The organism is Bradyrhizobium sp. WU425 (assembly GCF_021052305.1).
In the GTDB taxonomy this organism is placed as follows: domain Bacteria; phylum Pseudomonadota; class Alphaproteobacteria; order Rhizobiales; family Xanthobacteraceae; genus Bradyrhizobium; species Bradyrhizobium canariense_D.
The window spans coordinates 4,222,515-4,235,437 of record NZ_CP088089.1; the positions used below are offsets into that span (position 1 = coordinate 4,222,515).

10 protein-coding genes are annotated in these 12,923 nt (G+C 63.1%); 3 read left to right on the forward strand and 7 right to left on the reverse strand.

Annotation, left to right across the window (positions count from 1 at the left end; genetic code table 11):
- Window positions 1-302: 302 nt before the first annotated feature.
- Both BcanWU425_RS20560 and BcanWU425_RS20565 read right to left on the reverse strand, forming a co-directional pair.
- Complete coding sequence (locus BcanWU425_RS20560; protein ID WP_085353127.1) at window positions 303-2,978, reverse strand: glycosyltransferase; 2,676 nt, start codon at window positions 2,976-2,978, stop codon at window positions 303-305.
- 214 nt (window positions 2,979-3,192) lie between these two features.
- Complete coding sequence (locus BcanWU425_RS20565) at window positions 3,193-3,783, reverse strand: beta-1-3, beta-1-6-glucan biosynthesis protein (RefSeq protein ID WP_085353125.1); 591 nt, start codon at window positions 3,781-3,783, stop codon at window positions 3,193-3,195.
- Window positions 3,784-4,112: 329 nt separating this feature from the next.
- Between BcanWU425_RS20565 and BcanWU425_RS20570 the strand changes: the two genes are divergently transcribed.
- Complete coding sequence (locus BcanWU425_RS20570) at window positions 4,113-5,672, forward strand: glycoside hydrolase family 17 protein (protein WP_162496338.1); 1,560 nt, start codon at window positions 4,113-4,115, stop codon at window positions 5,670-5,672.
- Here BcanWU425_RS20570 and BcanWU425_RS20575 read toward each other — a convergent pair.
- Entirely contained in the window at window positions 5,632-6,012 is a 381-nt protein-coding gene (locus BcanWU425_RS20575; RefSeq protein WP_018457946.1) for a hypothetical protein, read from the reverse strand. The two genes, BcanWU425_RS20570 and BcanWU425_RS20575, sit on opposite strands and share 41 nt — an antisense overlap.
- A 110-nt stretch (window positions 6,013-6,122) precedes the next feature.
- Window positions 6,123-7,481 carry a hypothetical protein gene (locus tag BcanWU425_RS20580; protein WP_204511262.1) on the reverse strand — a complete coding sequence of 453 codons (1,359 nt, stop codon included), beginning with the start codon at window positions 7,479-7,481 and terminating at the stop codon, window positions 6,123-6,125.
- 174 nt (window positions 7,482-7,655) lie between these two features.
- Here BcanWU425_RS20580 and glmU point away from each other — a divergent pair, with 174 nt between their 5' ends.
- Window positions 7,656-9,011, forward strand: a complete 1,356-nt coding sequence (gene glmU / locus BcanWU425_RS20585) for a bifunctional UDP-N-acetylglucosamine diphosphorylase/glucosamine-1-phosphate N-acetyltransferase GlmU (RefSeq protein ID WP_204511261.1) — start codon at window positions 7,656-7,658, stop codon at window positions 9,009-9,011.
- 6 nt (window positions 9,012-9,017) lie between these two features.
- Here glmU and BcanWU425_RS20590 read toward each other — a convergent pair whose 3' ends face one another.
- Window positions 9,018-9,236 carry a hypothetical protein gene (locus tag BcanWU425_RS20590; RefSeq protein ID WP_018457943.1) on the reverse strand — a complete coding sequence of 73 codons (219 nt, stop codon included), beginning with the start codon at window positions 9,234-9,236 and terminating at the stop codon, window positions 9,018-9,020.
- Between the two features lie 1,325 nt (window positions 9,237-10,561).
- On the opposite strand from BcanWU425_RS20590, the gene BcanWU425_RS20595 reads away from it, so the two are divergent.
- Window positions 10,562-10,765, forward strand: a complete 204-nt coding sequence (locus BcanWU425_RS20595; RefSeq protein WP_231188461.1) for a cold-shock protein — start codon at window positions 10,562-10,564, stop codon at window positions 10,763-10,765.
- A gap of 548 nt (window positions 10,766-11,313) precedes the next feature.
- Here BcanWU425_RS20595 and BcanWU425_RS37405 read toward each other — a convergent pair.
- The gene (locus tag BcanWU425_RS37405) at window positions 11,314-11,436 is read right to left on the reverse strand and encodes a hypothetical protein (RefSeq protein WP_268738910.1); all 123 of its coding nucleotides are present in this window, start codon (window positions 11,434-11,436) and stop codon (window positions 11,314-11,316) included.
- Between the two features lie 506 nt (window positions 11,437-11,942).
- A complete protein-coding gene (locus BcanWU425_RS20600) occupies window positions 11,943-12,812 on the reverse strand; it encodes a transglutaminase family protein (RefSeq protein WP_231188462.1) in 870 nt (289 codons plus the stop codon).
- Window positions 12,813-12,923: the final 111 nt, after the last annotated feature.

Sequence of the window (12,923 nt, forward strand, 5' to 3'; positions counted from 1 at the left end):
TGGCTTCAAAGAAATCGCCATCGTCTTCGGTCATTTGGAAAAGCATGTCTTGCCGCCACATCGACGCAAGCGTTGCGGAAAAACCGGCTGTTTCCGGATCATGCTTTCGGCCCGCGCTGTGTAGGGGGATGGGGCGCGGAGGTCAATAGCTCGGGTGGTTGCCGAACTTGAAGGCAACAGCGGGAATTCGCTCGCCGTTTCCAATGCTTGAGCCGGGATTTTCAACCCGAATGGCGGCCGTCATCCACGCCGAAGAAGCCGCGACGTCCGCCCACGGGACGGATGCCACGTTCGGAGCCCCGTCAGTTCGCTTCCCGCCGGACCTCGCTCGGCACCGGCACTTGCTGCGGCGTGCCGGCGGGGGTGGGTAGCGCGACCGGGCGCAAGCCGATCAGCTCGGCGGTGCGGATCGCGCTGTCGCGCCAGAACTGGAACGAGTTGATGCGGCTGAGCTCGAGGATGGCGATGGCGACCGCGGCCAGGAACGGCAGGCTCTGCAGCACCAGCACGCCGGCGAAGATGTAGATCTCGGTGATCTGGCGGTAGCTGTTGGAGGCCACCAGCACGCCGGCGCCGATCAGGAGCAGGGCGCCGATCACGGCCTCCCAGAACGCCTGGAACTCGATCGACATCCTGGACAGGCCGCCCTTGGAGGTGCGCGCGAACGCAATGTGCTCGGTGATCAGTCCCTGCGCCACCGCGCGCGACACCGTCCACTGCACGCTCATCGCCGCGATCATCGCGCCCAGCATCTGGCCGGGCTTGATCGCGACGCGGGCGCGGTACATCGACAAGAAGTGTACGAGCGAGACGATGAAGGCGCCGATGATCGGCAGCGTCAGGATCTTGTCGGGGATGGCGATGTCGGCGAAGGCGACGATCGGCACCCAGACGAGGTTGAGCAGCGCCACGACGACGCCGAGGCTTTCGGCACCCAGCCAGTTCAGCCAGCCCAGGCCATATTCGCGCTTCTGGTCGGGCGTCAGCCGGCTCCGTCCGGGCAGGAAGTTCCGCCAGTGCTTCTTGACGATCTGGAGGCCGCCATAGGCCCAGCGGTGACGCTGCTTCTTGAAGGCCTCGTAGGTGTCGGGGAGCAGGCCCTGGCCGTAGCGGTGGTTGGTGTAGTGCGTAGTCCAGCCGAGCTGCTGGATCGAAAGGCCGAGATCGCTGTCCTCGCAGATCGTGTCGGACGACCAGCCGCCGGCCATGTCCATCGCGGCGCGGCGGATCAGGCACATCGTGCCGTGCACGATGATGGCGTTGGTCTCGTTGCGCTGGACCATGCCGATGTCGAAGAACCCGGCATATTCGCCGTTCATGATGTAGTGCATGATCGACAGGTCGCCGTCGCGATGTTCCTGCGGCGCCTGCACCAGGCCGACGCTGGGATCGGCGAACGCCGGCACGAGGTCCTTCAGCCAGTCGGGATCGACGACGTAATCGGCATCGAGGATGCCGATGATCTCGGCGTCGACGGCGGTGCGGTCCATCGCGATGCGCAGCGCACCGGCCTTGAAGCCCTGCACCTTCTCGGCGTTGATGAACTTGAAGCGTTCACCGAGCGCGCGGCAATGATCCTGGATCGGCTGCCAGAAGGCAGGGTCCGGCGTGTTGTTGATGATGACGACGCATTCGTAGTTCGGATAGTTCAGCCGCGACAGCGCATCGAGCGTCTGCTTGAGCATCTCGACCGGTTCGAAATAGGCGGGGATGTGGATCGAGACCTTCGGGCAATAATTCTCGGGCACGTCCTCGACCGGCTTACCTTTCGTGAGCAGCCGCTGCGGCGGCCGGCCGAATGCGACGGCCGCGATTTCGTCGATGCGCGCCATCGCGATCAGCACGAGGGGAACAAGCAGGATCATGCCGAGCGTGAGCGCGAAGGCCGAGCCGAAGATGAAATAGTGCCCGTTCCAGAACGCGAACACGGTGGCAGCCCAGGCGCCGACGCCGTTGGCGGTGGCCGACAGCAGGAACGCCTGCTTCGCCGTCGGCTGCTGCAGCCGCAGGATCGGCAGCGACAGCAGGATACCGACGAGGAGCGCCACACCCATCAGCTTCCAATAATCGGGATTTTGCACCGGGCCGGTCCAGGCAAATTTCGGCTCGCGGCTGGCGTTGAGGATGCCCCAGTACGGACCGACGCCGCCTTCGAAGTATTTCCAGGGCTGATCGATGGCCTCGACGATGTTGTATTCCATGCCGATGGCGTCGGCGCGGCTGACGAAGTTGCGCAAGGTCAGTGCTTGCTGGAACGGACCGGGGTCGGCGTTGCGTAAATTGTAACCCGCGCTCGGCCAGCCGAATTCGGCGATCACGATGCGCTTGCCGGGGAACAGGTTGCGTAACAGATTGTAGCGGTCGACGGCCTGGTCGACCGCCTGATCCGAGCGGAAGTTTTCCCAATAGGGCAGCACGTGGGCGGCGATGAAGTCGACGTTGGAGCCGAGGTCGGGATTGTCGCGCCAGATGTTCCAGATCTCACCGGTCGTGACGGGTACGCGGACCGAGCCCTTGACCTTCTTGATCATCTCGATGAGGTCTTCGACCTTCTGCTCGCCGCGGTAGATCACCTCGTTGCCGACGACGACGCCGTTGACGTTGCTGTTCTTGCGCGCGAGCTCGATGGCGGCCTTGATCTCGCGCTCGTTGCGATCCTTGTCCTTGTCGATCCACGCGCCGACGGTGACCTTGAGGCCGAACTCCGCCGCGATCGGCGGCACCAGTTCCACGCCGCCCGTGGACGAATAAAGGCGGATCGCGCGCGTCATCGTCGACAGCGTCTTCAGGTCGGCGCGGATTTTCTCCACCGTCGGAATGTTGTCGATATCAGGATGAGCCGAGCCCTCGAACGGGGCGTAGGAGACGCTGGGCAGCAGGCCCTTGAAGTCGGGCGCGGGTTCCTTGTCGCGCGAGACTCCCCAGAGGCCGGCGTGGAGCGCGGACACAAGCAACAGAACGGCGGCGACAACCCGCATCGCGGCTAAACCAAAAGGGGCTGAGGGGGCAGGGAAGCGGATCCGACCCCGAGATCCGACCAAGTCCGCGGCAAATGGAGCATACCTCTGCCGCGCGGTTTCACAACTGTCATCGCCTCATGACCGAATGAGGGCATGCACATTTCGAAATTCGCAGCAGTGCCAATTGCTTCTATCGCCGATCGTTCCTGAACGGAGGCTGAAACAATCGCGGCTATTTCGGGGGCGCCGGTGACGGGCTTGCCGCCGGCGAGGGGCTCGCGGCCGGCTGCGGCTGCGCATTGCCCGATGCGGGCGCGGCCGGCTGCGAGGCCGCGGCCGCCGCCTGCTGTGGCTGCGACGCCGGGTTGATCCAGCAAGCGTGCACACGGCTGTCCAGGGTCTCGGCGACCTTGGGATCGATCTGGCCGCCGAAGCGGGTCAGGCAGCGGAAGGCGGCCTGGATGTGGCCGCCGGGGCAGCCGAAACGGTCATAGAGGTCGAGATGGCGGAATGCGGTATCGAGGTCGTCCCGCCACATCAGCCGCACCACGCGGCGGCCGAGCCAGACGCATTCGGGGTTGCCGGCCGGGCCGCTGATGACCTGGGCTGCTTCGGCGAATTCGTCGGTGCGGCGCTGATTCTGGGCGGCATCCTTGGCCGTGTCGGCGGGCTGGGCGGCTGCCTTGCTCTGGTCGGGGGCGGGCGTGCCGCTCTGGGCGGAGGCCGCGCCGATACCCATCAGGATGACAAGGGAAGAAACGGCCAAGGTGGCGGCGAACTGCCGCAGGACCGCATTTCGTAACTCGAACACCCGTTGCCGCATGAATTCCCCAATATATCACTGACCGTCCGCGTCAGGACCTTCGCGGACGCGCCCGGTGATGGCGTCCAAATGGGTCTCCAATGCGGCGGAAAAGTCCTCCCGAGTCCATGGCCTGAATCTGGAATTTTGTCCAGCAAAGTCACGATCCTAGGCCTCGGTCGAACGGCCGCAGGTAAATTCCTCAGGGGAGGGATGGATCCATAACGGAGTCACCCCCTTGGCAGACGGCGTGCTAGCAGGTAATCGACGGCCCTTCGCGGAGGACGGAACCGATTTCTCTTCGTACGCCACTGGCGCTTCTGCTCGTTTCATTGGGTGCGATCGCTGCCGTGTGGTGGTGGCTTGCCACGCCGATCTCGCTCGCGCGCGCCCCGATCGATCCCGCCGACAAGGTCCAATGCGTCTCCTACGCGCCGTTCCGCGGCGAGCAGTCGCCGCTGAACGCATGGACTCATATCGAGGCCGATCAGATCGAGCAGGACCTGCGCCAGCTCAAGGAGATCACCGACTGCGTCCGCACCTATTCGATGGAGAACGGGCTCGACCAGGTGCCGGCGATCGCGGCCCGGATCGGCGGGCTGAAGGTGCTCCAGGGCATCTGGCTCTCCAGCAACCGCACCAAGAATTTCGAGCAGGCCGCGCTCGCCATTCGCCTTTCCAAGGATTTCCCCGGGATCATCACCAGCATCATCGTCGGCAACGAAGTGCTGCTGCGCGGCGAGATGACGACCGCGGACCTCGTCTCCATCATCCGCTCGGTGAAGGCGCAGGTCAGCGTGCCCGTCACCTATGCCGATGTCTGGGAGTTCTGGCTCAGGAATCGCGAGATCTATGACGCCGTCGACTTCGTCACGATCCACATCCTGCCCTATTGGGAAGACAATCCGGTGCGGGCCAAGTTCGCCGCCTCCCATGTTGAACAGATCCGCGAGCGCATGGCGGTCGCATTTCCCGGCAAGGAGATTTTGATCGGCGAAACCGGCTGGCCGAGCGAAGGGCGCATGCGAGATGGCGCGCTGCCGTCGCGCACCAACCAGGCGCGCGTGGTCTCGGAGATCCTGAGTCTGGCGAAAGCGCAGAAATTCCGCGTCAATCTGATCGAGTCCTACGACCAGCCGTGGAAGCGCAAACTGGAAGGCACCGTCGGCGGCTATTGGGGCCTCTATGACTCGGTGCGCCGGAGCCTGAAATATCCGCCGGGCGAGCCGATCAGCAATTTCCCGTACTGGAAATGGTACATGGCCGCCGGCATGGGCCTCTCCGTGCTGGTGTTCGCGGTCGCGGGCCTGACGTTGCGGCGCAGACCCTGGACGCCGCGCTTCTCGTCCTGGCTCGGCGTGGCGATCTCGGCAACCTCGGCCGGCATTCTGCTCGGGATCGGCGCCGACAAGATGTACTACGAGAGCTACGGCATCGGCGGCTGGCTGCTGTGGGGCGCGCTGCTCGCGGCTGGCATCCTGTCGCCGATCTTCTGCGCGCAGGCGATGGTGATCGGCCGCAGCCTTCCGACCTTCCTCGATCTGCTTGGTCCGCGCGAGGGCCGGAAATGGTCGAAGCTCACCGCCGTGCTCGGCTTGACGCTGGCAGTGACGGCGGTCATCGCGGCGCAGACCGCGCTCGGATTCGTGTTCGACCCGCGCTACAAGGATTTCCCTTACGCCGCGCTGACGATGGCGGTTGTGCCGTTTGCGCTGTTGATGCTGAACCGGCCGCAGATCGGTCAGCGTCCGATCGCGGAATCGGTCTTCGCCGGCGTGCTGACGCTGTCGGCGGCCTATGTGCTGTTCAACGAGGGCCGCGACAATTGGCAGTCGCTGTGGACCTGCGCGATCTATCTCTTGTTCGCGCTCACGCTGTGGCGGGCGCGGGCCGAGCAAATCCAAGAATGAGCAGGCCGATCGCCAGGCCCGACAGCACGACATTGTAGAGCACGATGCCAAGGCCCGCGGCGATGATGCCGGCGGTGAGCAGCACGATGGACGGCCGCATCAGGTTCAGCGTTGCCACCACCAGCGCGACGATGCCGAACACCGAATTCTTGAACAGCACGGTCGAGACCGAGCGCGCCTTGCAGACCAGGGTCTGAAGCCCGGCGTCGCAGGCGAGACCGACCTGCGAGTTTTCGATTCCGAGATAGCGCAGATAGAGCGCATAGCCGACGCTGGCGAAGCCGACGACGATCAGGAACTGCACCTGGTAGGGCGTGAGGCGGAAGGGCTTTTTTGTCATGGCGGCAATATGGTCGGGATGGTGGAACGGGGCAACAGGGGAGGCGCAAGTTTCTCGCGACCTGCGTGAGATCCTTCACCCATTACGCTGATGAATTGCCGCGAGGTAAGCTACCTTCTGAAGAACGACGACAGCGTTGATCCCGCCGACGCCGTCTCGGGCTTCGGCTGTGCGGCCGGCTGCGCCGCAGGAGCAGGCGCGGGCTCCTCGCGCTTCGATGAGCGTTTTGAGGAATAGCTGCGGCGACGCTTGTCGGGCTTGGCGGCCGGCGCGGGCGCTGGGGCGGTCTCGGCTTGCGGCACCGAGTCCTGGGGCTTGTCGGAGTCCTTCTCCTGAACCCTGTCTTGGGTCTTGTCTTGGGTCTTGTCCTGCTTCTTCTCTTGGCCGCCGCGCATTGACAGCCGCTGGCCGTCGAACACGGTGGTCTCGCAGTGGCGGTCGTTCTCGGCGAGGCCGGCGCAGAGTTTTGCTGCAGCCGCTGCATTGATCAGCGGACCGGCGCCGAGGCGGAGCTGCATGCCAAGGCCGGTGTTGCCTTCCTTGATCATGATGATCGGCCGCAGCGCTGCGATTTCGGGATTGGATTTGGTGACCCCGCGCCACAGCGCGCGCAGGCCATCGAGCGAGTTGGCGCCACCGAGATCAATCGCAAAGCGCGTCTGCTGGACCGCGATCGCGGGAGCCTCGCTTTCGGCGGCCTCCTTGGCAGGTGCCGCGGCGACTTCGATCGGAGCGGGCGCCGGTTCTGGCTTCGTCTCGGCAGCCTTCTCGGTCGCCTTCTCTGCGGTTTCGGGCTGAACCAGTTTCGGGGCGGCCGGATCGGGCGGCGCCATGATCGATTTGGATGGGACCAACGGAAGCATCGGCAGTGCCGAATTCGTCGCCGGCAACTGCGCGACCAGCGAGGCCGCGGCCGCGCTCTGCGGCGGCGGACTCCACGGCTCCTTTGCGGCCTCGGCGCGCGGCTTGTCGTTGGCCGGAGCCGGTGTCGAGGCGACCTGCGCGATGCCGGGCGCCGGCGGGCCGATCAAGGCCGGCGCGTCCTGCGGCTTCGCAACGGACGCCTGCGGCGGCGTTGTCGTCTGCTTGGCGATGGCGCCGGTGACGGAATCGAGCCCTTGCTCCAGCACGGTGACGCGCGAATAGAGCCGGTCGCGATCGGTGTTCAGCGTCTCGATGGCGGAGGCGAGCCGGCGGGCCTCGTTCTGGCTCTCCTTGGTCAGGATCTGGAGCCGGTCGGCCTGGCGCGCGAGATCGGCGGATGCGACCTGGTCGCGCCGCCAGCCGAGCTGGGCCTGGTTGGCGAACACGGCAAGCACCACGGCGCCGACGGCCGCCACGCCCCATGAGCCCAGCCGCCACATCATGCCGCGATCGAACGAACTCTCCTCGGCCACAAGTCCGGAGAACAGCCCGCCGGTCTCCTTGGCGCCGAAGGCATCCGCCAGTGGGTCGGAATCCTTTGCCATGAACGTTAAGTGCCCAACCCCTGTCCGGCTTCCCCGAATCAATCAGGGAACATTAACAGGAAAAGCGTGTCGCACTTGAACTCCGGGCGTTTGCGGGGGTAGCAAGGCGATAGCTGATGAGGGCGGCCCGTCGCCCGCTGGCGCCGATTGATTCGGCCGATTGACAGGATTGCGATGACCGCCCGTTCCAGCCTCACGATCGTGCTCGCCGCCGGCGAAGGCACGCGTATGCGCTCACACCTGCCGAAAGTGCTGCATCCTGTCGCGCACCAGAGCCTGCTCGCCCACGTGCTCGCCGCGGCGCCCAAGGGAACCGGCACCTCGCTCGCGGTCGTGATCGGACCCGATCATCAGGCGGTGGCGGACGAAGCAAGGCGCATCCGTCCCGACGCGCTCACCTTCGTGCAACAGGAACGGCTCGGCACCGCACATGCGGTGCTGGCGGCGTGTGATGTCATTGCGCGGGGCGTGGATGATCTGCTGATTGCGTTCGGCGACACGCCGCTGATCTCGGCCGAGACCTTTGCGCGGCTGCGCGCGCCGCTGGCCAAAGGCGCCGCAATTGCCGCACTCGGCTTCCGCGCCGCCGATCCCACCGGCTATGGCCGCTTCATCGTCGAGGGCGACCGCCTGGTCGCGATCCGCGAGCAGGCCGATGCCAGCGCCGAGGAGCGCAAGATCGACCTGTGCAATGCCGGGGTCATGGCGATCGACGGCCGCCGCGCGCTCGCGATCCTCGACAAGATCGGCAATGCGAATTCCAAGGGCGAATATTATCTGACCGACGCGGTCGGCATTATCAGCGAACAGGGATGGGATGCCGTGGTGATCGAAACCAGCGAGGACGAAGTGCGCGGCATCAACACCAAGGCGCAGCTCGCCGAGGCTGAAGGCGTGATGCAGGCGCGGTTGCGGAAAGTGGCGATGGAGTCCGGCGTCACGCTGATCGCGCCCGAAACCGTCTATCTCGCCGCGGATACCGTATTCGGCAACGACGTGACGATCGAGCCCTTCGTGGTGATCGGCCCCGGCGTTTCGATCGGCGACGGCACGGTGGTCCATTCCTTCTCGCATATCGTCGAGACCAAGCTCGGCAAGAAGGTCTCGATCGGCCCCTATGCGCGGCTGCGGCCCGGCACCTCGCTCGGCGACGGCGCGCGCATCGGCAATTTTGTGGAGACCAAGGCCGCGACGCTGGAGGCCGGCGTCAAGGTCAACCATCTCTCCTACATCGGCGACGCCACCATCGGCGCCAATTCCAACATCGGCGCCGGCACCATCACCTGCAACTACGATGGGTTCAAGAAGCACAAGACGATCATCGGGCAGGGCGCCTTCGTCGGCACCAACTCCTCGCTGGTTGCACCGGTGACAATCGGCAACGGCGCCTATATCGGCTCGGGCTCCGTGATCACGCGCGACGTGCCTGATGACGCCATGGCGCTGGAGCGTAGCCCGCAGACCATCCGCGAAGGTGGGGCGGTGCGCTATCGCGAGCTGAAGACGGGTGGCAAGAAGCCGGAGAAATGAACGCCGCTATTCGTCGTCGGCGAATTCGGAGAAGATCGCTCGCGTCAGGCGCCAGCCGCGCGGCTTGGCACGCTTCGCCGGCTCGCCCGCGACATGCTTGATGAAGACGGGCTTGCTTTCCTTGCCGCGCTGGGGTGGCGGCCAATGCGCGAGGTGCGTGCCGGTGGTCTCGCTGGCGCGCACCGCCATCGATGACAGGCCTTTGCGGTTGGATGAGCCTTTCATGGCCTCTCTCCTTGGTACGCAAGGGTTGGCCAAATTTGTTGACAACAAGTTAACGCGCGCGGTTTAAGGCCCAGCCAGTTCGACGCAGGCGAGGCTCGGTCGCCGTCGGTGCTGTCTCAATCAGCAATAAAGTTGCAGCGAAAATATCTTGTAGATTCAACGGCTTCTATTTTGCGCTTTACGATTATCGACGGCAAATAGAGCAGCTTGCAATGCGGCCGCTCCGCGCGACGAGCCCCCTAATTGTTGGCAGATTGTTTGAAACTTGAATTCAGGTCCGGGGATCATCCGGGGTGGATGTGGCCCTTACCGCACTTGGGGAAATTTGCATCGAGAGAATCTGGGACCCGGTTCGGGCCCGCGTGCTGCAGCAATCCAGCCCCGAGTAAGCGTCGCACCTGATCTCGTCCGCCTCCTGAGAAAGGCACGGCGGCGGTTTAGTTCTGCGCAGGATAGCGCCTGGGAACTCCCGATCTACGCGGAGCGCCAACGCGCCAGCCTCCCTCAGCCTCGGCATGTCGGAATGGATGCAAGCATCTAGAGGACGGCGGGGCGTCATTCACGCTGCCTCATTGAGTTGCTTGCTTTGATCTCGCAATTGCATGGCAGCAGTTCGCCGAGTTTCTGGGCTGGATGTGCAGCGGCGCCCGGCAGTCGGCGAGCCAGTGGCTTCGACAGCCGCCGGATCATTCCTTCCCGCGCACCAGCTGACTCCAGACCGGTGACGTGCCGTCCCAGCGGCTGAGACGACCATAGAACCGCATCCGAACCCGGGCCTCTCTCAACCGGCCGACCACGAGATGCAGTGCTATCACGTCGCCCTCCGCCAGCTCCACACAACCCCGCTTGCGAGACCAGACCGCGCCCGGGAAGCGATACAGGTTGTGCTTCAACCATTGGCCGCCGCGCTCGGATAGCGGCTGTAGGTCTACCTGTGCGCCGACCCGAGGCCGAAGACCGACATCCGGCCTGCGGAGCAAATTCGTGATCCAACCCACTAAATTCGGCTCCTGAATCGCAATAGTTTCGGGTGCACTCGCAATAGCAGTGTACGTGTCATGTTAACTAGGCAAGCCAAATGGCACGAAAGATTCTCCGCCGTTCTCGGGAGCAGATCGCGGTCGCCAAGGCACGGCTTCAGCAAAAGTTCTGAATATCCGGCACCCCCAGCTTCCAGAACGATAGAAACCTCGTCCGCTGCTCGCGTCCTGAGGAATTCGTGCCCGTGATGGAGCGGCAACCCCGCCGGTTCAAGAGGACTGTTTTTCTTGCCGCGACGTGCGTACTCGATTTAAGCTCGGTCATTGCTCAAGCAGGAGGCAGATGTGGCGACTGGTACTGTGAAGTGGTTCAACCCAACAAAAGGCTACGGATTTATTCAACCTGACAATGGCGGCAAGGACGTATTTGTCCATATCTCGGCCGTCGAGAAGGCAGGCCTTAGTAGCCTCAATGAGGGTGCTAAGGTCAGCTACGAAGAAATGAGCAACAAAGGCAAAACATCGGCTGAAAATCTAAGGGTCGGGTGACCAGCCGAGCCGCCGAAGCTGCTTAAGTAAAGCCTCCTCAAACTGGCCCGCGTCTTGGTCAAGCCAAAAGAGAGCTCCAAAACAACCGATGCGTTTTTGTAGCGCGCCAAAAGCGAAAACCCCGCCTGGGGGAAGCGGGGCTTTCTGATAGGAAGCGGGGGTGGGGGAATCTCCGCGCTTCAATAATAAGACGCGGTGAACCCGAAATGGTTCAAAGAAAACCCCCGCGTTCTCACACGGGGTTCTCTGACTGGCGACGGGGGATTTTCAGCGCCGAGTCGCCGGCCAATCCATCTTAAATTGAAAAGTTTGAAAGAACAGCGCCGCGGTGACGGAATATATTCGTCACGCGACGCTGCGTGTTCACCGGGCGCTGAAATCCCCAGCTTGAGTATGTCGTCCGATCGAATGAGAGGTTCAAAACTAGATCAGAAGCGGGACTGGAGCCGGACTGGTGAGGTTTGGCATCATCGGCATTCTCGGAAAAGACTACTGAGGCTCAGAAAACGGGAATGGGCGGGTTTTCTGAAAGATCCGAATGATGGTGATCAGGCCGCCTTTTGTTCAGCCTTCGCGATGACTTGGACCTCGAAGCAGCCCATGTCGCGGCTGGTGTCTCTCTTCAAAATGATCTGCCCGGCACCGTCGCGAGCGCAAACGAAATAAGGCATCTGCGAATCCCAATCTCGTTTGCATACACACGACTTGCGGTTCCCGCTAGTGCTCCAACCCAGCCTTTTGCCGCAGCTAGTCGATGAGCTGGTTCGGAGGCCTCAGCCTTGGAAACTTCTTCTCCTGCAAGGGCCTTTGAGCCTTCTCGGCCTGGGTTATGAGATAGGACGCTGGCGCAGCCATGAGGTCATCGCCGGAAACCCATCGGGCCACTCGCGCCGCCCGCACCATCACCAGAGCTGCCGCCGCCACCGCTCCATCTGGCTCCGCTGTCATGTCAGGCGCCGGAACTAGGCGAGACCGGTGCAACCGGAACAACAGGCGACTCGGCTCCAGCAGCATGAGCACCAACTACCGGCGATATCGAAACGACTGGTTCGAACACGGGCCGGCCCGAGCGGCACGGGCTTGTCAGGCTACGCAGCGGAACAAGCGGCAGCTCAACCGGCTATGGGTTCGAGAGGTATCGGATCTGGCAGCGACGGATCCTTGAGCCTCTGAGTAACTACGCTGACTTTACGTTCACTGTGACTTCCATGCCAGCCTCGTCCCCGAGATCGCCACGATAAGTGCCAGAAAGCGGGATAGCCTGAGCTGGGGTCCGAGCGACGCCAACTCTAATGAGGTCCCGATTTCCAACGATGCCGTTGGTTGGGTCAAATTCGACCCAACCGGAGCCTGGGACGTAGATCGAACACCAGGCGTGTGTTGAGCCGCCTCCGAGCCGAGCCGGTCCATCACGATCTGGCACGTAGACGTATCCGGTAATAAAGCGGGCTGCGAAGCCGAGTGAGCGCGCGCATTCCATCATCAGCAGCGCGAAGTCGCGGCAAGTCCCCCGTTGAAGACCTATGGTTTCCTCAGGTGTTTGAGTGCCTCGCAACGTGCGGCGCTGGTATGAAAATCCCTCCGCGATAGCTTCATTGAGGGTCATGAGCAACTGCCCCGTAGGGCGGCTCACGCCGGGCGGCACGAACTTGGACAGCCACTCGGGGACGGCTGTATCGGCGGGATAGTGGCGATGGATGTATGGGTCTAAATCCGGCAGCTCATTGCCGTCATAAGCGAACGGATGCTCTCGAGCATATTCCTCAATCCGAAAGTCTGGAGCATTCTCCGGGGTATGCTCGAGACGGATTGTTGTTTCGAACTCCAGCACGTCTGAGAAGGTGTTGAATTCAACCAGCGTGAGGCAATTGCCGAAGACGTCGTGTATCCAGCGGATTTCGACCGGCTGCGGATTTATCGCAAGTTCGCAATCGAGGAGCCGTTGATCAAAACTGTCCCTGGGACGAAAAAGCAGCTGATGCTGACCGGGCCTCACGGGCTTGCGGTAGCGATAAATGGTGCTGTGGTAGACAGTATAGACGGTCATCGCTTCCACTCGGTCGCGCAGGATAAGACGCGGTCTTGCCCGTTGTTCGCAAGGGAAATGTTGTTGTTTTTCGGTCCGCGCGACTGCCTTTCATTTCAGCAGGATAGCTGA